The sequence below is a fragment of the Dorea sp. AF24-7LB genome, assembly GCF_003478575.1.
Taxonomy (GTDB): Bacteria; Bacillota; Clostridia; order Lachnospirales; family Lachnospiraceae; genus Dorea_D; species Dorea_D hominis.
The window spans coordinates 195,594-220,861 of the sequence record NZ_QUFR01000004.1 but is presented as its reverse complement, the minus strand read 5'-3'; the positions used below and the strand labels follow the sequence as shown (position 1 = coordinate 220,861).

The window sequence follows — 25,268 nt, the reverse complement described above, 5'->3', positions numbered from 1 at the left end:
TCATCCTTAAAAATAGAAAGGAAAAGGTTACGGGAATTGGTAATAATATTTCCTCCGATTTAATATAATAATAAATATGATAAAATTCAATATAAGATAGCCATTGCAATCAGGAACGACTGTAATGGCTATTTTAATGTTACATTTTTGTAATATTTTTTTAACAAATAGAGCGTATATTTTGACAATGCTAATACCATATGCTAAACTTATATCATCTTTAAATATAGTAAAATAGTAGAAATATAATTAAATTTTGAGGTGAGAAATTTGGATAAATATGAATATCGGGTTAAGACCGAGCAGATGCTCGAATACGTGGAGCAGAAGCAGTATAAAAAAGCTATGGAGATCGCAGATACGATTGACTGGCGTAGAGTAAAAAATGCATCCATGTTGAATACCGTCAGTGAGATTTACGAATGTAACGGAGAGTATCAGAAGAGCAGGGATGTGCTGTTCCTAGCATATGACCGTGCACCTGGAAGCCGTAAAGTTATATACCGGTTAGGTCTTCTGGCATTGAAATTGGAGGATACACAGGAAGCTTCTGACTGTTATGAAGAATTTGTTAAAGTGGCACCGCGTGATCCGAATCAGTATATTTTGAAATATAAGATTCTGAAAACACAGGGAGCTGATCTGGAAGAACAGATTCGTGCACTGGAAGATTTCAAGAAATCTGAATATGTTGAGAAATGGGCATATGAACTGGCATTATTGTATCACGAGGCAGGAATGACAGCGAAGTGTCTGGAAGAATGTGATGATCTGATCTTGTGGTTCAGTGAAGGCAAATATGTATATCAGGCGATGGAATTAAAGATGAAATACAAACCGCTGACTCCGCTTCAGCAGGAGAAGTATGATAGCAGACCTGGCGGAGTAAGACCGGAACCGGCATTTGACGAAGAGGATGCTGAGAGCGAAGAAGAGGATATGCCGGAAGAGAGTGCGGCAGAAGAGGCAGTCGAAGAAGAGAAAGCTTATGAAGCAGAACCGGAAGAAGTCGTAGAGGAAACTTACGAAACAGAACCGGAAGAAGTTACCGAAGAAGCAGTGGAGCAGGAGGTTTACGAAGCAGAGCCGGAGGGAATTGCAGAGGAAACTTATGAAGCAGAACCGGAAGAAGCGGCAGAGGACGTTTACGAAGCGGAGCCGGAAGAAGTTGCAGAGGAAGCTTATGAAGCAGAGCCGGAAGAAGTTGCAGAGGAAGCTTATGAAGCAGAGCCGGAAGAAGTTGCAGAAGAAGATGTTACGCTGGAGACAATGGAACCTGCAAGTGATCCGGTACAGGAGATCAATATAGAAGAAAAGGCAATGGCTGAGAAGGAAGAAGAACTTCTGCTTGGCGGACAGATGAAGATTGAAGAGATCCTGCAGGAGTGGGAAGAAAAGCAGAAAGCAAATGCAGAAGCAATCAAAGAGCAGAAAGCCAAAGATGAAGCGCGTCTTGCAAAAGAAAGAGAAGAAGCAAGAAAACGCCGCGAAGCAGAACGACTTGAACTGGAGCGAAAGGCTGCTGAGGCTGAGGCAGAGCGCAAGCGTATAGCGGCAGAAAAAGAAGCAGCAAGAAAGCGTGCCGAGGAAGAAGCGAGAAGAAAAGCGGAAGAGGAAGCTGAGAGAAAGCGCAAAGCCGAGGAAGAAGCGAGAAGAAAGGCTGAAGAAGAAGCAGCAAGAAAGCGTGCCGAGGAAGAAGCAAGAAGAAAGGCTGAAGAAGAAAGAGCCAGAAAAGAAGCTGAAAAAGAAGCCGCTATCCAGGAAGCAGCCAAAAAGGCAGCAGAACGACTTGCAAAACAGCAGACAATGGGTAAGCCGGACGAGAAAGTTACAGAAGAAAAGAAAAATACACAGCGTCTGCCAGACGATATTTTAGATTTGGTAGAGCAGCTTGAAAGCAGAGCAGCAACACCTAAGACTTCAAAAATTGTACTGGATGAAGATCTGGATGATGAAGAAGATCTGGAAGATGCAGTATTTGGTGGAGCAGAAGATGACTTCGACGGTGATGATTTTATTGAGGATGACTACAATGAAGAAGAATATGTAGAAGACTTCGATGAGGCTGATTTTGACGAAGGAGATTTCGGCGAGGAAGACTTTGACGAAGAGGATTTCGCAGAAGACGGCGAAGATTTTGATGAGGTTGATTTTGACGAAGGAGATTTCACAGAGGAAGGCTTTGATGAAGAGGATTTCGCAGAAGACGGCGAAGATTTTGATGAGGCTGATTTTGATGAAGGAGATTTCACAGAGGAAGACTTTGATGAAGCCGATTTTGATGAAGAAGATTTTGAAGAAGCATCCGCGGAGGAAGAAGATTTTGTAGAAGGAGATTTCGCAGAGGAAGATTTTGCAGAGCCGGAAGAAGTATCTGCAGAAGATGAGCCGGAAGAGGTTTCTTATGAAGAAGCTGAAGAAGAAGACTTTGATCTGGATGATTTCTTCAATGATGACAAAGATGATGATACAGATCTCGGTGAAGCGCTTGAGATCGAGGAGCCTTCAGAGGCAGAGATACAGAAACGTATCAAGAAGTCTAAAGGTGGCGGAGTTCCGTTTGATACAGGATTTGTAGTAACCGGTCGTTATGACTTAAATGCAACAAGTGAGATTGGTCTGAAAGCCGGACTTACAGAAGAACAGAAGAAGTTATTCTCTTACTTTGTACCAGTCAGAGGTATGAGTGAGCAGATTGTAGAAGTTCTGGATAATGACCGCCGTGCACAGAGAGAAGGAACTTCCAAGACAGGAAACCTTATGGTTATCGGAAGAAAAGGATCTGGTAAGACAGTTCTTGCTGTTGATATTGTAAAAGCAATCCAGAAACAGCGTAACCTGAAACAGGGTAAAGTTGCAATTGTAACAGGAGAGTCACTGAATAAGAAAGAGTTATCCAATATTATCCAGAAACTCCGTGGTGGAGCGATCATTATCGAAAAAGCCGGTAAGTTAAATTCCAGAACAGTAGAAGAGTTAAGCTATCTGATGGAAAGAAAGACAGGAGAGATGCTGTTTGTACTGGAAGATCAGAGAAAACCACTGGAACGTATTATGACAGCTAATCCGGATTTCAAACGCAAGTTTACTTCAAAACTGGAGCTGCCGGTATTTATCAATGATGAGCTGGTAACATTCGGTCAGACATATGCGAAGGAAAATGGATATAAACTGGATGAAATGGGAATCCTTGCATTATACAGCCGAATCGATGTAATGCAGAGAGAGGATCATGCCGTAACAGTTGCCGAGGTTAAAGAGATTATGGATGAAGCAATTGCTCATTCACAGAAAGCAAATGTAAAACATCTTGCAAGAAGAGTTTTTGGAAAAGGAACGGATCACGCAGACCGGATCATCCTTAAAGAAGAGGATTTCAGAATTTAGTTTGATAATAAAAATAAATTCAAACTATAAATGAGAAAAAAGAGTTTTGACAGATAATGTTTGTCAAAACTCTTTCTTTTTACCTTGTTCTAACGTATAATAAATATATTACCATAAGAGTATGGGAAGGTGGAATTATGGCTGAAAGAAAGAAAAAAACATATGAGATCGGGGAGCTGGATCAGTATCTTTTTGGACAGGGGAACCATTACGAGATATATAAGAAGCTGGGATCGCACCGAGTAAAGGATGGACACCGCCAGGGTGTGTATTTTGCTGTGTGGGCACCACATGCGAAGTCGGTATCCGTTGTCGGTGAATTTAACGAATGGGATACACAGGCGAATCCGATGAAGCGGGAAGAGCCGTTGGGAATTTATACGTGCTTTATACCAAAGGTACAGGAAGATATGATGTATAAGTATTGTATTGAGACTTATACGGGAGATTACATTTTCAAGGCAGATCCATTTGCAAACTATGCAGAGTTACGACCGGGAACTGCATCGAGAGTGCATGATATCAGTGAGCTGAAATGGTCGGATACGCAGTGGATGAAGCGCAGGGAAGACTGGGATCATAAGAAAGAACCAGTGTCTGTGTATGAAGCGCATATCGGTTCGTGGAAGAAACATCCGGGGCGTGAGGACGATGGATTTTATACATACCGGGATTTCGGTAAAGAGATAGTCAAATATGTAAAAGACATGGGTTATACGCATGTGGAGCTGATTGGTATTGCGGAGCATCCGTTTGACGGTTCATGGGGATATCAGGTGACAGGGTATTATGCACCAACTTCCAGATATGGAACCCCGCAGGATTTTGCATGGATGGTCAACCATCTGCATCAGCATAATATCGGTATCATTCTTGACTGGGTGCCGGCACATTTTCCGAAAGATGCACACGGACTTGCTGATTTTGATGGAACCCCAACGTTTGAATATGCAGATCCGAGGATGGGAGAACATCCGGACTGGGGAACGAAGATTTTCGATTATGGAAAGAATGAAGTGCGGAACTTCCTGATTGCCAATGCGTTGTTCTGGGTGGAATACTTCCATATAGACGGTCTTCGCGTAGATGCGGTTGCGTCCATGTTATATCTGGATTATGGAAAGAATGCAGGAGAGTGGGTGCCGAATAAGTACGGAGAGAATAAGAATCTTGAAGCGATTGATTTCTTTAAGCATCTTAATTCGGTTGTGCTTGGCCGTAATCCAGGTGCAATGATGATTGCTGAGGAATCTACTGCATGGCCGAAGGTAACCGGGGATGTGGAAGATGACGGACTGGGATTCAGCTTGAAATGGAACATGGGCTGGATGCATGATTTTACAGAATATATGAAATTGGATCCGTATTTCAGAAAAGATAATCATAATCTGATGACATTTGCAATGAGTTATGCATATAGTGAGAACTATATTCTGGTTCTGTCGCATGATGAAGTTGTACATCTGAAGTGTTCAATGTTGAATAAGATGCCGGGACTTGGATTTGATAAATATGCGAATCTGAAAGTCGGATATGCATTTATGATGGGACATGTCGGTAAGAAACTGTTGTTTATGGGACAGGAATTTGCACAGCTCCGTGAGTGGAGTGAGGAGAGAGAGCTGGACTGGTATCTTCTTGCAGAGCCGGAACATCAGGCGATCCAGAACTGGGTACGTGATCTTCTGCATTTGTATAAGAATAAAAAAGCGATGTATGAGGCAGATCATGAATTTGGTGGCTTTGAGTGGATCAATGCTGATGACGCATACAGAAGTATTTTCAGCTTCATGCGTCATTCCAAAGATGGCAAGAAGAATCTGTTGTTCGTATGTAACTTCACACCGATGGAAAGAGCAGATTATCGTGTCGGTGTTCCGAAGAGAAAACAGTATAAGTTGCTGCTGAACAGCGATGAAGAGAAATACGGTGGAACGGGTGAGAAACGCCCGCAGGTATACAAAGCACAGAAGCAGGAATGCGACGGAAGACCATATTCATTCGCATATTCACTTCCACCATACGGCGTAGCAGTTTTTGAATTTTAAGAGTAACTATTCAGAACCAAGTATAAAAAGAAGAACCGGATACACATGTTTACATGTGAGTATCCGGTTCTTCTTTTTATACAGGTGACTCGAATAGAGTCACCGCCCCGAACATGAGCAAAAGAGCTGCAAAGCAGCGAAAAAGCGCGAGGACGCGCGGTTTTGCGAATGAGCGGGTAGGGTTCTGAATAGAAAAAGAAACTCGAATAGAGTCACCGCCCCGGACATGAGCAAAAGAGCTGCAAAGCAGCGGAAAAGCGCGAGGGACGCGCGATTTTGCGAATGAGCGGGGATGGTTCTGAAAAGTAAAAGAAACTCGAATAGAGTCACCGCTTAGCTATTTCACTTCCTCCATCGTCGGGATAGAGACAGCCGCCCCCGCTCTGGAGCAGGTAATGGCAGATGCTTTTGACGCCAGTTCCAGCGAAGCAGGAATATTTTTGCCGTGTAACAGTCCGGATAAAAAGAACCCGGTAAATGTATCTCCGGCAGCGGTTGTGTCTACAGCTTTTATTTTAAAGGCTGGCTGATAAATCTGTGTGTCGGAAGAGAGATACATAGAACCTTCTTCGCCGAGTGTCAGTACAAAATCGTTCTCAGGGAAAAGCTCCTGCAGTCTGGAAGCAAGCTTTTCGTTGTCGGAAATATCAGCATCCGACAGTTTGCTCTTAATCAGCCCGGCAGCTTCAATCTCATTTACAAAAAACAGATCAATGAGATGCAGCGGAAGTTCAAAAATCTTCGCATCCATTGGAGATGGATTCAAGATGATCTTCATGCCTCTGGCTTTCGCATTGATAATGATATAAGAGAGCTGATTGATCTCATTCTGGAGAACCAGGTAATCTCCTGAGCCAAAATGAGAGAGAACTTCATCTGCATATATTGTTGTGATTTGCTGGTTTGTTCCGCCATAGAGAAGAATACAATTGTCTCCCTGCACATCATTCTGGATGATTGCATGCCCGGTTGGCGTTTTTGTGTCGGTATGCAGAAGTTCTGTATGTACTCCGGCAGCAGTTAAAATGTCAGAGAGAAATTGTCCATCAGCTCCGATGACTCCGGCATGCCAGACTGACATGCCGGCTTTTGCAAGGGCGATAGACTGGTTCAGTCCTTTTCCACCCGGATATTGTTTTAAATCTTCGGAAGAAAGGGTTTCCCCTTTCTTCACAAAGTGCGGTACTTTATATACGTGATCAATATTTAATGACCCGAAATTCAGTATTTTCATACCTGTATCCTCCGTCTGTAAAATATCGAAAGTACAGTGACTTTAGTTGGAGGAACTGTCGTCCGAAGAATTGCTGTCTGAGGAATCTGAATCACTTCCGGTCAGTCCTTTGAAAAAGTTCACGACTTTATCCCACCAGCCTTCAGTATCTGCATTCTGAACTTTGTCTTTGATATCGTCCAGTGTGCTGTTGCTGACAACATCACTTCCGAGAATATCATCTTTGGTCTGGCTGATGATTCCACCGGAATTGCTGTCATTTCCGCCGAAAAATCCTTTGATGTTATTGACTAGTTTTGTGAAGAAACCTTCGCTCTTGCCTTCCAGGTTGTTCAGCGTCTGCTGAAGAGATTTGACATCGTAATCATACTGGGAAATCTTCTCCATCAGGGATACGATCTTATCTTTCTGCTCGTCGGTGAGATTAACGTCCAGATCTTTCGCTTTTTCATCGACTGTATCTGCAATCTTATCTTCGTCGCTGATATCATTTGCAATGACATCTTCTTTGACATCGTTCATCAGATCTGTTGCCTTGTCCTGTCCGATATCGTCAGCAAGTTCACCGGTAGTTACAAGCTCTTCTGTAGCGGCTTCTTTCTGCCCTTCGTCCAATTTCTCACCGCTTGCAGTCTCATAAGCCATCATGATTCCGGTTAAAGCACCAGTTCCGGATACTTCGATCGGAGATGCCGCAACAACGTTGCAGTTTTCTACGCCGGAAGTTGTCAGAGTGCTGGCAATCATGGAACTGGTTACAAATGTAAGGTTTGCGACCTTCACCTGGATACCGCCGCTTGTAGTTGGTTCTACATAAGAACAGCTGTAGGTCTTGTGACCAATCTGCGCTTCAGATGCAATTCCTTCCATATATTTACGTTCATCCTGATTGGTAACTTCGATCGTTTCTACACTGTCCTTGCTTGTTCCGAAATATTCATACATAGACTTCTTCTGGTCGTCTGACAGGTTTGTCCCGATCGTAACAACTTTGGAACTGTCTGCGTTGGCGATCATCGGAAGACTTGCACATGTAAGTGTAACTGCCAGAGCAAGTGGAATGATTTTTTTAAATTTTTTCATAATAATGGCTGTTGCCGTACCTCCTTTATGACTGGTATTACCAGATGTATTTTTAATGAGTTTAAATAAAAATGATGCCAGAAGACTGCAGAAATGTATTGATTTTGCAATCTTTTCCATTATTATATGGGAGCTGGCATCATTATAGTATCATAATCGTTTTGGTTTGCAAAGAAAATCCGTCTTAACTCTTTCTGAAGATTTTCTTTAGGCGTTCTTCTAATATAGAAGAGGAAATCAGTCCGCCGAAAGAGGCGAGAACTGTACCGTTTTTAAAGCAGACAAATGTCGGGACGAGATCATCCGTATAAGTTTTGGCTAAGAGTGGTGATTCGTCAATGTCTACTTCTATAAATAAATACTGCGCATGGTATTTGCCGGATATTTCTTCTGCAATTGGTTTCATCATTGCACATTTTGTGCACCAGGATGCGTAAAACATCACAACGACCGGCACGCCGGAATTGTGTATAACAGCAGGAAAATTTGCTGTAGTGACATGCTTCATAAATCAGCCTCTTTTCTTCGTATGGCAGTCCGTGTCTGTATTCAGGTACCGGCATACTTCGCAGAAAGAATGTAAAAGACATGAGAATGGTCTGTGACAGCGCCTGTTGCAAATGTTGGTAAAACAAAAACAGGAGTGCCGTCGTCTTCGTATCGGTTTCATGAATGTGTACCTCTGCACAGACTATTGTTACTTTATTATATGATACAAAGTAAAAAATGCGTATGATGAACGTGCAAGAGGCATATGCTTATTTCCTTGCCGCAATCAGTTTGTTGATCGGATGTTTCATGGAAGAGAATTTCTCCTCGTATTCTGTCATGACATTGCCTTCGTTCATGGCAGGATCATGATGCAGGTCATAGGTACATGCGGTCATTTTCCAGATGTCGGATGTTTCCAACTGTTCGGTGGAGAAATCAAAGAGATCTCGGTTGTCTGTTTTAAATTCGACAGTGCCATCCGGAATGAGGATCTTGTCATAGCGGGCAAAAAATTCTGCAGATGTCAGACGTCTTCTTGCATGGCGGGCTTTCGGCCATGGATCGGAGAAATTCAGATAGATCCGGGATACTTCATTTTCAGCAAAAACTTCCGGAAGATCTGTGGCATCCATACAGATAAAGCGTAGATTCGGAAGATGGAGTGTGATTGTTTCTTCGGATGAAGAATCGGATGTTACCTCCAGCTTCTCGACAGCACGTAGAAGGACGCTGGAATAACGCTCGATGCCGATATAGTTGATATCTGGGTTCTGCTCTGCCAATGTCAGAATAAACTGACCTTTTCCCATACCGACTTCAATATGAAGTGGATGATTATTGTGAAAAATTTCGCTGTTCCATTTGCCACGGAAGTGTCGCTCATCTTTGATTACCATTTCTGAATTGGCAAGTACGCTCTCCGCACGGGGTATATTTCTTAATCGCATAGAATGTTCCTTTCTGATATTATCCTTATTAAATACATTTTTTCATGTATATTGCATGTGCTTTTCCAGTTTAACTTTTGTCCTTTAAAATGTCAAATTTGCTATGGATTTTTCTGGAAATAAGAGTATTATATAACATATACATAAAAATATGGAAAAAGAATGGAGGCGGATTATGGATTCTGTAGTAGAGCAGTTGAGTGAAATTGAAAAAACAGCAGAAGATATTGTTGAATATGCTGAAAAACAGAAGGCGGAGATTGAACATCAGATACAAAATGAACGAGACGTGTTTGATCGGGAAACAGAGCAGGCTACACAGGAAGAGCTTTCCAGAATTCGTGCGCAGGCAAAAGAAAAAATGGATGCAGTTATGGAGGAGCAGAGGGAGAAGAACCGGAAGCTTCTGGAAGAACTGCGAAAAGAATATGAAGAAAATCATGAGGCGTATGCCAGAGAGATATTAGAACATATCACAGAGGTATAGAACATGGGAAATGTTATGGCTTACAGCGGAATTGTCACGAAAGTCCACGGGATGCAGGCGAAACTTCTGTCGGAAGAGGAGCTTGAGGAAGTCGCATCCAAAAAGACAGTTCCGGAAGTAATTGAGTATCTGAAAGAAAAGCCGGCATATGCAGAGTATATGAACCGGCTGGAGGTAAAACTTTATCATCGAAGGAATGTTGAGAAAGTGCTGTATCAGTCTTTGTATGCAGACTGGTCCAGACTGTTCCGGTTTGCGGGAATGGAACAGAAGAAGTTTTTGAAAGTTTACTGGAAACGGTATGAAGTGGATTTGATCAATTACTGTCTTCGTATCGTATTTAATCATTATGAAAAACCATTTGATCTGGAATACAAGAAAGACTTTTTTGACCGGTATTCACAGATCTCGATTGACAAGATGATTACGTCCAGAAATATTGACGAGCTGGTAGATAATTTACAGGGTACGGAGTATTATGAACCGCTCATTAAGATAAAAGATTCAGGTGCAGCGACGTTGTTTGACTATGATCTTGCACTGGATCTCTATTATTTTACGACACTTTGGAGAAAACAGCGCAGACTGCTTAAGAAGAAAGAGCTGGAGATCTATACGCGAGACTGCGGAACAAAGATTGACCTTTTGAATATCCAGTGGATATACCGTGCGAAGAAATATTATCATTTACTGCCGCCGGATATTTATGCACTTACGATTCCAATCCATTACCGGCTGAATCTGGAAGATTTTAAGATGCTGGTAGACACACCGAGTGTGGAGGAATTTCAAAATCGGCTGGACGAAACATATTATGCGAAGAAATATGAGATCGGGAAGGAACAGAAGACGATGGAGCAGATCTATCAGGACTGCCTGCGTCAGTTGTACCTGTCAGACCGAAGGCGAGAGCCGTATTCGATCGCATCGATCAGCACATATCTGTTTTTAAAAGAAGAAGAAATTAAAAAGTTGACGACAGCGTTTGAGTGTATTCGCTACGGATTAACAACAACAGAGACTTTAGCATATATGAAAGGGGTGATTCGATGATCGTCAAGATGAAATTCTTAAGCATAAGCGGGCCGAAGACAGACATTGACCGTGTCTGCGACCAGTATCTTTCTAAGTATGAGATGCAGTTGGAAAATGCAGTGGCTGAGCTTAAGACAACGGACAATCTGCAGCCATTTGTAGATTTGAATCCTTACCGGGAACCGCTCGCGAAGGCGGAGCAGTTTACGGCAATGATCAAGGATGACAAGATCTGTCCGAAAGCAGTGACATCGCAGGAGGAGATGCTTGCAATGATCCGGGAAGTGAATCATGATTTTCTGGAACTGCAGGAACAGAAAGAATTATTAAAAAAGAAAGTAGAAAGTTTACGGGAAAGACTGGATGTATTGACACCGTTTCAACCGCTGGATCTGGATCTGTACAAAGTTATGCGTTACCGCTATATGAAGGTGCGGTTTGGACGGATTTTGGTAGATTATTTTAATCGGCTTGAAAAATATTTATTTGATGATCTGAATGCAGTATTTATAGAGGGAGCAAGGGATGAGAATTATGTCTATGGATGTTATTTTACATCCAATCCAGAAGCGAGCAAAATAGACTCTGTATTTAATTCACTTCATTTTGAGCGGATCAGCCTGTCACCAGATTTTATTGGAACGCCGACACAGGCATGTGAGGAATTACAGAAAGAGATTGGTAAAACGAAAAAGAAGATCAAGAAGATTAAGCAAAGTATCCGTGTGCTGGTTGAAAAGCATGCGGCAGAACTGTTAGGAGCGCAGAAGCGTCTGGAAGAATTGTGCAATATCTTTGATGTGCGTAAGATGGCAGCGCGAATTGAGGAAGGCGACAACAAGGAAGAGTATTACATCCTGTGCGGATGGATGGGCGAAGAAGATGTCGCTAAATTCCTGGAAGAGACGAAAAAGGATGATAAGATATTTGTTGTAGTGGAAGAAGACAGAGAGAAGTTCTTCGGTGAACCGCCGACAAAACTTAAGAATCCGAAGCTTTTCAAACCGTTTGAGATGTTTGTACAGATGTATGGGCTTCCGGCGAATGATGAGATGGATCCGACAATGTTCGTGGCACTTACTTATACATTTATTTTCGGCGCGATGTTCGGAGATGTGGGACAGGGCTTCTGCCTGTTTGCAATTGGTGGAATCCTGTATTTGACGAAGAAGATAAATCTCGCGGGAATTATATCGGTTGCAGGTATTTTCTCAATGGCATTTGGATTTATGTTTGGAAGTGTATTTGGTTTTGAAGATGTGATACCGGCACTATGGTTGAAACCGGTAGAAGCTATGACAAATCTGCCATTTATCGGGCAGCTGAATACGGTATTTATTGTGGCGGTTGCCTTTGGCATGGGACTGAACCTGCTGGTGATCCTGTTCCAGATGATCAATGCGATAAAAGCACATGATAGAGGCAATCTGTTATTTTCCAATAACGGGCTGGCGGGATTTATATTTTACGGATGTATCATTCTGACAATCGTTCTGTATATGACAGGACATAAGACGCCGAGTAATATTTTACTGGCAATCTGTCTTGGCATACCGGTCATCCTGTTTGTATTTAAAGAACCTCTGACGAATCTTGTGGAGCATAATCACAAGAAACTCGAAGAGGGAAAAGTGATGTTTCTTGTGCAGGGATTTTTTGAATTATTTGAAACGATGCTGAGTTATTTTTCCAATACATTGTCTTATGTGCGAATCGGTGCATTTGCAGTCAGCCATGCGGCGATCATGGAAGTTGTACTGATGTTGTCTGGAGCGGAGAGCGGAAGCGTGAATATCTTTGGCGTGATTCTCGGCAATGTGATCGTGTGCCTGTTAGAGGGACTGATTGTAGGAATCCAGGTACTCAGGCTGGAATATTATGAAATGTTCAGCCGTTTTTATAAAGGAACCGGAAGAGAGTTTAAACCATTTGATCAACATAAAAAAGAACATTAAGATCTGGAAAATAGGAGGATATTATTATGACACTGACTGTAAAATTACTGCTGATCGCAACTTTGATTCTGAGTATCATCATACCATTTGGGTATTATCTGCTTGGCGAGCAGTCGAAAAAACGCTATAAAAAAGCAATCGGAGCAAATGTGTTTTTCTTCTTTGGAGCATTTGTGATTGCGGGAATTATGTTATTTGGCGGAGACACTGTACATGCAGCAGAAGCTGCAACGCAGACCGCTTCTAATGCAACCGGATTCGGATATCTTGCCGCCGCACTTGCAACCGGTTTATCCTGTGTCGGTGGAGGTATTGCCGTAGCCAGTGCGGCAAGCGCAGCACTGGGTGCCATCAGTGAAGATTCCAGCGCACTTGGAAAATCACTGATCTTCGTAGGACTTGCAGAAGGTGTTTGTCTGTATGGACTGATCATCTCCTTCATGATCCTTGGTAAATTGTAAGATGAAAATGTATCTGATCAGTGATAATATCGATACTCTGACAGGAATGAGGCTTGCCGGTGTAGACGGCGTGATGGTGCACACGCGGGAAGAGCTGCGCAGTGCCATTGAAGAAGCGATGCATGATAAGACCGTTGGAATTATCCTGCTGACAGAAAAATTTGGAAGGGAATTTCCGGATCTGATCAATGAGATTAAACTGGAAAGGACGATGCCGCTTCTGATTGAAATTCCTGACAGACACGGAACCGGACGAAAAAAAGATTTTATCACTTCGTATGTAAATGAGGCAATCGGACTGAAGTTATAGATAGGAAGAAGGTGGCATGCTTGACATTAGAGGAGAAAATAAAGCATCTTCGCACGAAGGCGATGGAAGAAGCCCGTGGCGAAGGAAATGCAATCATCAAACAGCATGAGGATGCGCTCCGGCAGCTTGCAAAGCAGCATGAAGAAGAGGTGAAACGTCAGGTAGAGACGCGGATCAAAGCAGAGCAGGTAAGTGCAAAGCAGCAGCTCAATATGGCAATGTCAAAGGCGCAGCTCGAATTGAAAAGAGAGATCAGCGCGACGCAATTTGAATTAAAAAAAGAACTGTTTCAGGAAGTGGAAGAAAAACTGAATGATTATATGCAGACACCACAGTATCAGGCACTTCTTGTTACTTATATAGAAAAGGCTGCCAGATTTGCAGATGGAAAAGAGATGACGATATATCTTAATCCGTCGGATGCAAGATGGAAAGATTATTTGGAAGAGCATACCGGCATGAAACTTACGATCAGTAAAGAAGATTTTATTGGCGGGGTGCGCGCGGTAATTCATGAAAGAAATATATTAGTTGACTATGCGTTTAAGGGAGCGCTGGAAAATGAATCCCAGAAATTCTCATTCAAGGGAGGTGCGGGAATTGACTAGCGAAAAGACTGGAAAGATATATGGCATTAATGGTCCCGTTATCTATCTGAAAGGGAAGAATGGATTTAAAATGTCGGAGATGGTCTATGTCGGAAAGGAACGCCTTGTCGGTGAGGTGATTTCTCTGGATAAAGATCTGACAACGATCCAGGTATACGAGGAGACATCGGGACTGCGTCCGGGAGAAGAAGTTACGGCATCGGGCGCTGCTGTCTCTGTGACACTGGCTCCGGGAATACTAAATAACATATTTGATGGAATCGAACGACCGCTTGAGAGAATCGCAGAATCAGGAGGTGCATTTATCACACGTGGTGTCAGCGTGGACGAACTGGATAAAGAAAAATTATGGGATACACATATAACAGTGGGTATCGGTGATCTGGTGCACGGAGGAATGATTATTGCAGAAGTTCCGGAAACGCGTGCAATCGTGCATAAATGCATGGTGCCACCGGATGTAGAAGGAAAAGTAATTTCGGTTGTACCGGATGGACAGTATACGATCAAGGATACGCTGATAACACTGGAGCTTGCGGATGGGACATTAAAAGAACTGTCAATGACACAGAGATGGCCGATCCGTGTACCGCGGCCGGTATCGGAACGGTATCCGGCAAGCGTACCGCTTGTAACCGGACAGAGAATCCTGGATACCATGTTCCCGATTGCAAAGGGCGGAACCGCCGCAATTCCTGGAGGATTCGGAACCGGAAAGACGATGACACAGCATCAGATCGCAAAATGGTCCGATGCAGATATTATTATTTATATCGGATGTGGAGAGCGTGGAAATGAGATGACACAGGTTCTGGAAGAATTTTCCGAGCTGGTCGATCCGAAATCCGGCAATCCTCTGATGGACAGGACAGCGCTGATCGCAAATACTTCTAACATGCCGGTAGCTGCCCGTGAAGCATCTATTTATACCGGACTCACCCTGGCAGAGTATTATCGTGATATGGGGTATGATGTGGCGATTATGGCAGATTCTACTTCACGATGGGCAGAGGCACTGCGTGAACTGTCCGGACGACTGGAAGAGATGCCGGCAGAAGAGGGATTTCCGGCTTATCTTGCATCCAGACTGTCCGCATTCTATGAGCGTGCAGGTATGATGCAGACATTAAATGGAGCAACCGGATCAGTATCGATCATCGGTGCAGTATCGCCACAGGGTGGAGATTTCTCTGAACCGGTCACACAGAATACAAAGCGTTTCGTGCGTTGCTTCTGGGGACTGGATAAATCGCTGGCGTATGCGAGACATTTCCCGGCAATCCACTGGCTGTCCAGCTACAGTGAATATCTGAACGATTTAAGTGGATGGTATTCGGATCACGTATCGCCGAAGTTTGTAGATTACCGGAATCGTCTGATGGCAATTCTGAATCAGGAGAGCAGTCTGATGGAGATTGTAAAACTGATTGGTGGCGATGTACTTCCGGATGATCAGAAACTGATTTTGGAAATTGCAAGAGTGATCCGTCTTGGATTCTTGCAGCAGAATGCATTCCACAAAGATGATACATGCGTTTCGCTGGAGAAACAGTTTAAGATGATGGATGTTATTTTATATTTATATAAGAAAAGCCGGAAGCTGGTTGCGATGGGTATGCCGATGTCTGTGCTGAAAGCCGAAGGGATTTACGAAAAGGTAATCGCTATTAAATATGATGTGCCGAACGATAACCTGCAGCTTTTGGATCTGTATAAACGGGATATTGACGAGTTCTACGATCGTGTCGTAGAGAAGAATGCATAAAGGGGGAGTAAGTTGTGGCAATTGAATATTTAGGACTGAGCAGCATAAACGGACCTCTTGTTGTGCTGGAAGGGGTACAGGATGCATTTTATGATGAAATTGTAGAATTTGTAGTAGATCATAAGATCCATAAAATGGGAAGAATCGTGGAACTTGATGAAGACAAGGCAATCATCCAGGTATTTGAAGGTACGGAAAATATGTCGTTGGACAATACGCATACCAAGCTGACCGGACGTCCGATGGAAGTTGATGTGTCCCCGGAGATGCTGGGGCGTACATTTAACGGAATCGGCGAACCGATTGATGGACTTGGACCGATCACGGCAGCAGACAGGCGGGACATCAATGGGCTTCCGTTAAATCCGGTAAAGAGAGAGTATCCGAGAAACTATATCCGTACCGGCATTTCAGCAATTGACGGACTGACAACACTGATCCGTGGGCAGAAGCTCCCGATTTTCTCAGGAAACGGACTTCCGCATGACCAGCTTGCGGCGCAGATCGTGAAGCAGGCATCACTCGGCGAAGGTTCGGACGAGGAGTTTGCGGTTGTATTTGGCGCTATGGGTGTCAAACACGACGTGGCAGAATTTTTCCGCAGAACATTCGAAGAGAGCGGTGTATCCGATCATGTATGTATGTTCCTGAATCTTGCAAATGATCCGGTTGTTGAACGTCTGATCACGCCGAAAGTGGCACTGACAGTGGCAGAATATCTTGCTTTTGAGTGTAATATGCACATCCTTGTTATTCTGACAGATATGACATCCTTTGCGGAGGCGATGCGTGAAGTATCTTCTTCCAGAGGAGAAATCCCGTCAAGAAAAGGATATCCGGGCTATCTGTACAGTGAGCTGGCAACGATTTATGAGCGTGCCGGAATTGTAGAAGATTCGACTGGTTCTGTGACACAGCTTCCGATCCTGACGATGCCGAATGATGATATTACACATCCGATTCCGGATCTGACCGGATATATTACAGAAGGGCAGGTTGTTCTGGACCGGAATTTACACGGGCAGGCAATTTATCCGCCAATCAGTATCCTGCCGTCACTGTCCCGTCTGATGAAAGACGGGATTGGAGCAGGCTACACAAGAGAAGATCATCAGGATCTGGCAAATCAGTTATTTTCAGCTTATGCAAAGGTGGGGGAAGCGAGAAATCTTGCCTCCGTTATCGGAGAAGATGAGCTGTCACCGATCGACAAGCAGTATCTGAAATTCGGAGAAGAATTTGAAAAACGATATATCGGTCAGGGCCCAAAAGAAAACCGTACGATTCTGAATACGCTGGATCTCGGCTGGGAACTTTTAGGTTTACTTCCAAAAGAGGAATTAGACCGAATCGATACGAAACTGGTTGATAAATATTATAAGAAAAAAGAAGAGACGGATGAGGAAGAAAGTGAATCATAAGAAATAATTTTATTTCTATGACAGAGACCAGAATGAAAGCAGAAAAGGAGGCAGAGTATGGATCCGAGAGAATTTCCTACAAAAGGAAACTTAATGCTTGCCAAAAACTCGCTGGCACTGGCGCATCAGGGCTATGATCTGATGGATAAGAAGCGGAATATTCTGCTCAAAGAGCTGATGTCACTGATTGATGAGGCAAAGGATATTCAGGAAGAGATTGACCAGACATTTACAAAAGCATATGCATGCCTGCAGCGTGCGAATATCGAGCATGGAATCAGCAAAGTGCGGGAACTGGCATTTACCGTGCCGATCGAAGATTCTATCCGCATCCAGACGCGGAGTATTATGGGAACAGAGATCCCGCATGTCAAATACGATGCAAAGCAGAATGATCTGACGTATTCGTTCAGTACAACGAGAGAGTCGATCGATATTGCGCGAGAAGCATTCCGGGAAGTGAAAGATCTGACCATCAAATTGTCGATGGTGGAGAATGCGGCGTATCGTCTGGCAACGAATATTAAAAAGACACAGAAACGTGCCAATGCGCTTAAGAATATTACGATTCCGATGTACAGCAATCTGGTATACACGATCAGCAATGCGCTGGAGGAAAAAGAAAGGGAAGAGTTTACCAGATTGAAGGTGATTAAGCGGATGAAGTCGTAGAGGATTATATAATAATGAAATATAAGAAAAAGACTTGACAATTTTTGCGTGGGGGGGAGACTAAAACTAAAAAAGGGAGGCACAGGGGAATGAAAAAGTATAAAAAATATTTTATCATTACACTTATGTTAGCGTTCGTGTTTAGTTTTAGTTTTACTTCTTTACCGGTTTCAGCTGCATCAAAATATGGAACATATGGTAGAAGAACATATTACTATACTGTATCAAAAGCTAAGAATATTAGAATTGAAAAAAGAGGTAAAGCTGTTGGCAAGTATTTAAATGAATGGATGGAAGGCGGCGTGAAATTAGCTGTGAGCTATGCAATGGGAAATTATTCGATTCCATTTAGTATTGTCGAAATAATGGTTGGAGATGGTGGCGTTAAATATGATAAAAAATCATATTCATCCTATGTTTTTCAGGCAAAATATACGACAAGAAATATTTTTTATTATCAGGACAATGCAAAGAAAAAGAAAAAAGTAGTACTTTCTGATGAAAAAGGTGTAGCAGATGTGTTTTATGAATTTCATCCAGTTGGAGTTGGTTTTAAAAAGTCGACATATACTAAAAAATTAAAAAGTAAAGCAACCGTTAAAACAACTTATTATGATAAAAAGTCAAGGAACTTGGAAAGATGTAATATATTGGCAAATCATAATACAAAAGAAATGTGGACAATATCTTCAGAGCTTCTGACAGAAAAGTGGAGAAAAAAATAGCTCTAAAAGGAGTTGTCTCTTGTTGAGGGAAAATAATGAAAAAAAGAATTTTAATGTGCATAAGTACTGTTGTTGTAGTTGGAATTATAGCAATAATTATAGTTTTGAATGGACATACGACATTGGTAAGACAAATAGACAAAAATTTAGGTTCATCAACAAAATGGAAAATTATATCTGTCGAAAAAATGGAGAGTGATGAGAATCCAATTGTACATGACACAGATTTGCAGACGGTAATATATAAGAATCTTATTGATGAAATTAAAAAAACAAAGATGAAGCGTAAACGCAGAGAATTAGGGATGGAAATAAAAAAGCCACTCTATACAATGACAGTTTCTTCGGATAATGACTATATAACATTTACTGTAAATAATGAAGGTGAAATTCACTTAAATCAAACAGATATAACATATATTATTTTAAACGAAAATTCAAAACTATATGATGTACTCAAACAAAATTTTGGCTTGAAAAAATGATTAAAAGAGATAACAAAATAGTTAAGTGAAAGAAAACAGCTACGATATACTGTTGTGTAAGTATATTGTAGCTGTTTTAGCTGTCAGGGCATCCCCACTTTCTCTGGAACTTTTAATATGGCAGCTCCCGTTTACGCTGATGTTGACAGTTGTGCATGAATTGATTCACGGAATTACATGGGGAATATTTGCAGAAAAACATTTTCAATCTATAAATTTTGGCGTGATCTGGAAGATGCTGACGCCGTACTGCCATTGTTCGGTACCACTTAAGAAATGGCAGTATGTATTGGGAGCGGCAATGCCAACACTGGTTCTTGGAGCAGGGTTGGGAGTAGTGGCAATCATGACAGGCAATCTTGTGTGCCTTTATCTTGCGGAATTTATGACTCTCGGCGGCGGTGGAGATTTTTTGATTATTATGAAAATATTACGATATCACTCTGACAAGGAAGACCAGGTATATTATGACCATCCATATGAATGTGGAGTTGTTGTTTTTGAAAAATAGAACAAAAAAGAAATAAAAATAAGTTGAAAAGATGATTTGATAGTGCTAAACTCCTATAAAAGCATCTTTTTCTTTTGCGCTTTTAAGCGTGTCTTATTCATATCTAAAGTATCTGAAAGGAATTCATGCTTTTAAATTTCACTAATAACAGCAGGAGTCCTGAAGGTACTAACGAAGACCGCACAATTTCTTGTGAAGGACTCAGAATAAAGAAGGGAGTATTTCATGAGAAAAAACAGAGAGTACAAAAGTGATGTATTTTCCATGTTAATGGAAAGCAAAGAAAATGCGCTGGAAGTTTACAATGCATTAAACGATTCGGAATATACCAATCCGGAGGAAGTGGAGATTGTTCAGTTGGAGCGGGGCGTGTCGCTCTCCATTCGGAATGATGCTTCATTCATTATTGATATGAACATCAATTTTTATGAGCATCAATCCACATACAATCCCAATATGCCACTTCGAAGTTTAATCTATTTTGTAAATACATTGCAGGACTGGCTGAAAGATAATGACAAGGATCTATTCAGCAGAAGACAAATACAGATACCGACACCGCATTTTATCGTATTTTATAATGGGACACAAAAAAGAACGGAATACGAAGAAATGAGACTGTCGGATTCGTTTTACCACAAAGCCGAAGAACTGCAGATAGAGATCATCTGCAAAGTTTATAATATCAATCCGGAAAACAATCAGATTTTGAAAAGAAAATCAGCAGTACTGGAAGGATATACATATTTTGTGGAAAAGGTAAGGGAGAATCAAAGGCAGGGAATGAATCTGGAAGAGGCTGTGGACAGTGCGATAAATGATTGTATAACGAATCATATATTGGAAGATTTTTTCAGAAGCAGGAAGGATGAAGTGAAGAAAATGACACATCTGGATTATACGTGGGAAAAGCGGGAAAGGTTAATACGCATGGAAGAATATGCAGATGGCGAAGCGGCTGGAATACAGAAAGGCGAAGCCGCTGGAATACGGAAGGGCAAGATTGATTCGCTGATGGAAATCTTGCAGGAACTTGGCGATATTCCGGAAGTACTTCAAACCCGGATTGAATCAGAAAAAGACCTGCAGGTTTTAACGAGCTGGCTGAAAGCAGCCGCGAGAGCAGACTCTTTGAAAGAATTTCGAGAGAAAACAGGTTTGAATATTTAACGGTACTGCACCGTGGGTTTAGTCCGGAAATTATTTAAGCTATAAAATAAAAATTGTAACTAGTATGAATGAAAAGAGATTGGCGTATCAGTTGAATGATATGCCAATCTCTTTTTCAATCAATTCAGATTATGTAAGAAAAATATCATACTACAATTTAATATTCTGGATTATAACTGTCTGGATCTTTCAGCAGCAGCCTTGATACATTCCATAACCGAAGCGCGCATGCCGCCACGTTCCAGTGCTTCGCAGCCTTCGATGGTAGTTCCGGCAGGGGAAGTTACCATATCTTTTAAAGCACCCGGATGGATATCCATCTCAAGAAGCATCTTTGCAGTTCCAAGGCAGGTCTGCTCTGCAAGGCGGTATGCAGTAGCGCGAGGAAGTCCCTGTTTTACGCCACCGTCTGCCATTGCTTCGATGAACATTGCAACATAAGCCGGACCGCCACCGTTTAATGCGCAGGCTGCATCGATGAGATGCTCCGGAAGGAGTTCAACAACACCGATAGAGCTGTAGATGGATTTGGCGATTTCCATTTCATCTTCTTTGAAATCATTGTCAGAGCAAAGAGCAAATGCTCCTGCAAATACCATCGCCGGAGTATTTGGAAGAAGGCGCAGGATTCTAGGTGTACCATCGATCATAGCCTGAAGTCTTTCGACTGTTACACCGGCTACGATAGACATCATTGCTTTACCGTCCAGTGCTTTTTTGCACTGCTCTAAAGCTTCTGCGGCATTCTGAGGTTTAACGGCAAGTAAAATAATGTCGCTGTTCTTGCAGACATCTTCATCGTCTGCCGCGAGATTGACACCCCAGCCGTTTGCTTTTTCCATCATGGCAGGGTTAATGTCGTAAACGTATACATTCTCTTTTGCGAGTACACCGCTTTCCAGTGCGCCGTAGAGGATCGCGCCTCCCATGTTTCCGCATCCGATGACTCCGATTTTCTTTGTTACCATAATAATCGACCTCCTAAATCAAAATGTTTAATATGAATTATTATCAGACAGATTGTGTCGCGCGCTGCGCGTTCACAATCAGGCATCTGTATTCTTAAATTCTTCCCAGGCAGCAGTCAGTTTGTCCGGGGTTTCTAACAGCAGCTTTGTCCCTTCTGCTATACAGCGTGCAGCGTAAAGCATACCTTTGTGTCCGATACTCATGCCTGCCTGCTTTGCGGCAGCCCAGTGATGCAGAGACGTACCGCGGCACATGGTAGCAGCACTGATGGTGATGAGAGGAACGGTGTGGCTGACTTCCGTAGCGTCTGTACCGATGAAGATCGGAACAGGTTCCGGCTCCAGCGGTTCCAGTCCTTTGAAATAAATCCCGTCATTTTCCAACCCGGCTTCTTTACTGAGTTCGGCGGCAAATGTCAGTTCATCTTCGGTATATTCCGGAGTCGGGATATGTGTCATTGCCTCATAGTACAGCTCTGCAAGCACACGGTTGACTTTCATCTCTTTACAGCTGGTGACCAGTTCAATATCTACGGTTGTATCTGTCATCATGGCAGCACCGCGTGCACATTTATCCACACGTGCACTGGCATCTTCTGTGCGGGAACGCTTGAAAGAACGGATGAAATAATTCGTCTTTGCAAGATCCGGAACAACATTTGACGGGATTCCGTTATCGACATATGCATAATGCATACGGACTTCATCCGGCACATGTTCACGCAGATAATTTACACCGATATTCATAAGTTCGGCTGCATCCAGAGCGCTTCGCCCTTCCTGCGGAGATTTGGCGGCATGTGCGCTGACTCCGTGGAAAGTATAATTTTTCACATCCTGGGACATCCAGATATCGTTGCTGATCCGGTTCCGGTCAAATGGATGCCATGTTACGGCAACATCCAGGCCATCAAAGACGCCGGCTTTGTTCATAACAATCTTGCCGGACATGATCTCTTCAGCAGGACAACCGTAGACGCAGATCGTGCCGGGAATCTGTTCTGTTTCCATATGATTTTTCAGTGCGCAGGCGGCTCCGATTACGGCAGTGCCCAGTAAGTTATGACCGCAGGCATGTCCGACACCGGGAAGTGCATCGTATTCTGCGAGAAATCCAAGGATTGGTTTTCCTGTGCCCCAGGTTGCGGTAAAGGCAGTCTCAATATTTGCAGTTCCGCTTGAAACAGTAAATCCCTGTTCCTGTAAATAAGTACTTAAACGCACCGAAGATTTTTGTTCTTGATAGGCAAGTTCCGGATTGGCAAATATGTAATTTGCCGTATCAATTAATTCTGCCTGATGTGTTTTAAGCCAGTCTGCTACAATGTTACGGCTGGCGGAAGATTCGGAACAAATTTCTTCACTGAAATGATTGATCGTAGAATCTGTCATATTTAAACTTCCTCCGGGTAAGCACCCTCTAATACATCCAGATATTCCTGACCGAAAGTATCCACGTAATCAGCAAGGGCAAGATCAATTGCTTTCTGACCGTTTGTGCCAAGCTTTTCGATCAGTGTCTTACTAATTGTATCTTTCAGATGTGCGGTGTGAAAATTAAAATCTTTCATGCAGGAAGTGCCGAGATCCTTCTTCTTGGCAGCGAGAGCTTCGACATCTTCCGGCGTCAGTGGATAGCCCCAGTCAAATTCGCATTGTTCGCCGCCCCAGCTCATGGATGTAGCAGTTGGGGTACAGACAAAATCAGAGCGGAATCCCTGATAAACCGCATTATCAACATTGACACAATAAAGTTTACCGTATTCTGTAATATCGTGCTTTTTCCATGCTTCACACCAGGCACATTTCGAAATATAAGTCTGAAGTGTCGGTTCGGTACGGAGTGTACCAAATTGCATCTGTCCGTCATAGTCAGGCTTCCACTCGCCGTAAGCCTGGTTGGTCATTGTGTTGAGCGGATCGCCGTGAGCAATCGCTCGTGCAGCCATTCTTGCACCTCGTTCTTTACCATAGACAGTCATACCGTCTAAGATTGCCTGTTTTCCTTCTTCGCCACAGATTTCAATAGCGCGCTTGGCGAGAAAAGCAAACATCATTGCATGATGTTCGATCTTACAGGAAACCGTTTCTTTGGCTGTATTCATAATTATCATCCTTTCACATAGTAGTCTGTTAAAGTTTGGAGACATTATACTACATTTTATAAGAAGATACCAGTGTAAGGGAGGAAACTAAAGACACAAAATATAACTGATAATCTATAATCAGTAATAGAAAAAATCTATATCTGTCGTTAGTTATTAAAAAATATGAGTGGTTTTTTATCTGAAAAAAAGCTATGATGGTTATATGAGATAAACTGTATAAAAAATATAGAAAAAAAGAACGACAAAATGTAAAAAGAGGTAAAAAACAATGGACAAAAAACGTTTTATGGTAGTCAGTGGTTTCCTTGGAGCAGGAAAGACAACGACGATGGTAGCACTTACAGAGTACATTAACAGCACAGGCAAACATGCAGCAATCATTGCAAATGACCTGGGAGCAAATTATATTATCGATGCAGAGTATTCTGATCGTCAGAATGTAGAAGTCACACCGATCGGCGGCGACTGTATCTGCTATATTCCGGATACATTGATCGAAAGAATCGAGCGTCTGAACAGAGAGCCGAAAGATCTGGTTATGTCTGATATTCCGGGATGCGGAATCGGTGCACTGGATCATGTATATGGCAATCTGGACAAGAACCACAAGGATGAGTTTACACTGGCTCCGTTTCTTGTTGTAACAGACCCGGAGAGACTTCGTATGATCATGCCGGAGCAGGCAGATATCCATCTTCCGGAAGAATTAAAATTCCTTCTGGATGCACAGTTAAAAGAAGCAGACTGTATCGTTCTGAATAAGATCGATCTGATGTCTGATGAGGAAGTGGACCGCTATGTAAAATTCTTAAAAGAAGCTTGCCCGGATATTCCGGTGTTCCCTATCTCTGCAAAAGAAAAGATCGGTCTGGAACAGGTAGCAGACTATGTACTGACTGCAGAGAGCCGTGTGAACATTACAGATATCGGATACGGCGGACCGGAATTCGTTGCAGCTGAGAAGAGTATGTCATGGTTCAACAGAAATGTATTTATCACAGCAAAAGACGGCAAAGCATTTGACGGAAATGAATTAGTTGACGATCTCATTGACGAGATTCGTAACGGACTGATTGCAAATAAGAGAAATGTTCCACATCTGAAGACATTTGCAGTAGGAAAAGAGAATGATTATGGAAAATTCAGTCTGATCGGTGTAGATTATGACATCATCCATGACCAGGAACTGAAAGAAGAAACAGAAAAATTGCGTCTTGTTGTAAATGCGCGTGCAGTATGCGAATCTGATCTGTTATTAGATATTGTAGATGATGCATTTGATGCTGTAGCTGAAAAATATAATGTAAAGATTAAAGTATTCTTCAGTGAGTGCTTCGGAATGATGGACGAGGGAAGACATTAAGCGAAAGTCTGTTACAAAGTAATGGGAAAGAGA

Annotated in this window: 23 protein-coding genes; 16 read left to right on the top strand and 7 right to left on the bottom strand. The window is 42.5% G+C overall.

The features are described from left to right. The first annotated feature begins 306 nt into the window (after positions 1 to 306). Positions 307 to 3,387: a hypothetical protein gene (locus DWY31_RS06305; protein ID WP_118519842.1), complete on the top strand. Its 3,081-nt coding sequence runs from the start codon at positions 307 to 309 to the stop codon at positions 3,385 to 3,387. Positions 3,388 to 3,524: 137 nt separating this feature from the next. After that, complete coding sequence (glgB, locus tag DWY31_RS06300) at positions 3,525 to 5,435, top strand: 1,4-alpha-glucan branching protein GlgB (protein ID WP_118519815.1); 1,911 nt, start codon at positions 3,525 to 3,527, stop codon at positions 5,433 to 5,435. Positions 5,436 to 5,772: 337 nt separating this feature from the next. Here the strand turns inward: glgB and DWY31_RS06295 are convergent, their stop codons facing one another. The 4 genes from DWY31_RS06295 to trmB all read right to left on the bottom strand — a co-directional run bounded on the left by DWY31_RS06295 (position 5,773) and on the right by trmB (position 9,191). Continuing rightward, positions 5,773 to 6,669 (bottom strand): ribokinase, encoded by an 897-nt coding sequence (locus DWY31_RS06295; protein WP_021860421.1) that lies wholly within the window; start codon positions 6,667 to 6,669, stop codon positions 5,773 to 5,775. Between the two features lie 42 nt (positions 6,670 to 6,711). Continuing rightward, positions 6,712 to 7,752 (bottom strand): DUF1002 domain-containing protein, encoded by a 1,041-nt coding sequence (locus DWY31_RS06290; protein WP_118519841.1) that lies wholly within the window; start codon positions 7,750 to 7,752, stop codon positions 6,712 to 6,714. Positions 7,753 to 7,936: 184 nt separating this feature from the next. After that, complete coding sequence (locus DWY31_RS06285) at positions 7,937 to 8,260, bottom strand: thioredoxin family protein (protein WP_118519814.1); 324 nt, start codon at positions 8,258 to 8,260, stop codon at positions 7,937 to 7,939. Between the two features lie 250 nt (positions 8,261 to 8,510). Continuing rightward, positions 8,511 to 9,191: a tRNA (guanosine(46)-N7)-methyltransferase TrmB gene (gene trmB / locus DWY31_RS06280; RefSeq protein ID WP_021860418.1), complete on the bottom strand. Its 681-nt coding sequence runs from the start codon at positions 9,189 to 9,191 to the stop codon at positions 8,511 to 8,513. A gap of 175 nt (positions 9,192 to 9,366) precedes the next feature. On the opposite strand from trmB, the gene DWY31_RS06275 reads away from it, so the two are divergent. From DWY31_RS06275 to DWY31_RS06215, 13 genes are all read left to right on the top strand, one after another. Next, complete coding sequence (locus DWY31_RS06275) at positions 9,367 to 9,678, top strand: hypothetical protein (RefSeq protein WP_118519813.1); 312 nt, start codon at positions 9,367 to 9,369, stop codon at positions 9,676 to 9,678. Positions 9,679 to 9,681: 3 nt separating this feature from the next. Continuing rightward, positions 9,682 to 10,731 carry a V0D/AC39 family V-type ATPase subunit gene (locus DWY31_RS06270; RefSeq protein ID WP_021860416.1) on the top strand — a complete coding sequence of 350 codons (1,050 nt, stop codon included), beginning with the start codon at positions 9,682 to 9,684 and terminating at the stop codon, positions 10,729 to 10,731. Next, positions 10,728 to 12,668: a V-type ATP synthase subunit I gene (locus DWY31_RS06265; protein WP_021860415.1), complete on the top strand. Its 1,941-nt coding sequence runs from the start codon at positions 10,728 to 10,730 to the stop codon at positions 12,666 to 12,668. The genes DWY31_RS06270 and DWY31_RS06265 overlap by 4 nt, the downstream gene beginning before the upstream one ends. A gap of 26 nt (positions 12,669 to 12,694) precedes the next feature. Further along, complete coding sequence (locus tag DWY31_RS06260) at positions 12,695 to 13,129, top strand: ATP synthase subunit C (RefSeq protein ID WP_021860414.1); 435 nt, start codon at positions 12,695 to 12,697, stop codon at positions 13,127 to 13,129. Position 13,130: 1 nt separating this feature from the next. Next, positions 13,131 to 13,439 carry a V-type ATP synthase subunit F gene (locus tag DWY31_RS06255; protein WP_117537487.1) on the top strand — a complete coding sequence of 103 codons (309 nt, stop codon included), beginning with the start codon at positions 13,131 to 13,133 and terminating at the stop codon, positions 13,437 to 13,439. Positions 13,440 to 13,459: 20 nt separating this feature from the next. Continuing rightward, positions 13,460 to 14,047 (top strand): V-type ATP synthase subunit E, encoded by a 588-nt coding sequence (locus DWY31_RS06250; RefSeq protein WP_118288126.1) that lies wholly within the window; start codon positions 13,460 to 13,462, stop codon positions 14,045 to 14,047. Continuing rightward, positions 14,001 to 15,812, top strand: coding sequence for a V-type ATP synthase subunit A (locus DWY31_RS06245; RefSeq protein WP_021860411.1), 1,812 nt, complete (start codon positions 14,001 to 14,003; stop codon positions 15,810 to 15,812). Before DWY31_RS06250 ends, DWY31_RS06245 begins: the two co-directional genes overlap by 47 nt. 14 nt (positions 15,813 to 15,826) lie before the next feature. After that, complete coding sequence (locus DWY31_RS06240; protein WP_021860410.1) at positions 15,827 to 17,233, top strand: V-type ATP synthase subunit B; 1,407 nt, start codon at positions 15,827 to 15,829, stop codon at positions 17,231 to 17,233. A 57-nt stretch (positions 17,234 to 17,290) separates the two neighbouring features. Beyond that, positions 17,291 to 17,905: a V-type ATP synthase subunit D gene (locus tag DWY31_RS06235; protein WP_021860409.1), complete on the top strand. Its 615-nt coding sequence runs from the start codon at positions 17,291 to 17,293 to the stop codon at positions 17,903 to 17,905. Between the two features lie 89 nt (positions 17,906 to 17,994). Then, positions 17,995 to 18,630, top strand: a complete 636-nt coding sequence (locus tag DWY31_RS06230) for a hypothetical protein (RefSeq protein WP_021860408.1) — start codon at positions 17,995 to 17,997, stop codon at positions 18,628 to 18,630. A 35-nt stretch (positions 18,631 to 18,665) separates the two neighbouring features. Then, positions 18,666 to 19,115 carry a hypothetical protein gene (locus DWY31_RS06225; RefSeq protein ID WP_021860407.1) on the top strand — a complete coding sequence of 150 codons (450 nt, stop codon included), beginning with the start codon at positions 18,666 to 18,668 and terminating at the stop codon, positions 19,113 to 19,115. 25 nt (positions 19,116 to 19,140) lie between these two features. Then, positions 19,141 to 19,626, top strand: a complete 486-nt coding sequence (locus DWY31_RS06220; RefSeq protein ID WP_021860406.1) for a DUF3267 domain-containing protein — start codon at positions 19,141 to 19,143, stop codon at positions 19,624 to 19,626. Between the two features lie 225 nt (positions 19,627 to 19,851). Continuing rightward, complete coding sequence (locus tag DWY31_RS06215) at positions 19,852 to 20,796, top strand: hypothetical protein (RefSeq protein ID WP_021860405.1); 945 nt, start codon at positions 19,852 to 19,854, stop codon at positions 20,794 to 20,796. 170 nt (positions 20,797 to 20,966) lie between these two features. On the opposite strand, the gene proC is transcribed toward DWY31_RS06215, so the two are convergent. The 3 genes from proC to DWY31_RS06200 form a co-directional block, all read right to left on the bottom strand. Beyond that, the gene (gene proC / locus DWY31_RS06210) at positions 20,967 to 21,764 is read right to left on the bottom strand and encodes a pyrroline-5-carboxylate reductase (RefSeq protein ID WP_117537494.1); all 798 of its coding nucleotides are present in this window, start codon (positions 21,762 to 21,764) and stop codon (positions 20,967 to 20,969) included. Between the two features lie 78 nt (positions 21,765 to 21,842). Further along, positions 21,843 to 23,156, bottom strand: a complete 1,314-nt coding sequence (locus tag DWY31_RS06205) for an amidohydrolase (protein ID WP_117537496.1) — start codon at positions 23,154 to 23,156, stop codon at positions 21,843 to 21,845. Positions 23,157 to 23,158: 2 nt separating this feature from the next. Beyond that, positions 23,159 to 23,869, bottom strand: coding sequence for an L-2-amino-thiazoline-4-carboxylic acid hydrolase (locus DWY31_RS06200; RefSeq protein ID WP_117537498.1), 711 nt, complete (start codon positions 23,867 to 23,869; stop codon positions 23,159 to 23,161). A gap of 271 nt (positions 23,870 to 24,140) precedes the next feature. Here DWY31_RS06200 and DWY31_RS06195 point away from each other — a divergent pair, with 271 nt between their 5' ends. Next, a complete protein-coding gene (locus DWY31_RS06195) occupies positions 24,141 to 25,235 on the top strand; it encodes a GTP-binding protein (RefSeq protein WP_021860401.1) in 1,095 nt (364 codons plus the stop codon). The last annotated feature ends 33 nt before the right edge of the window (positions 25,236 to 25,268 follow it).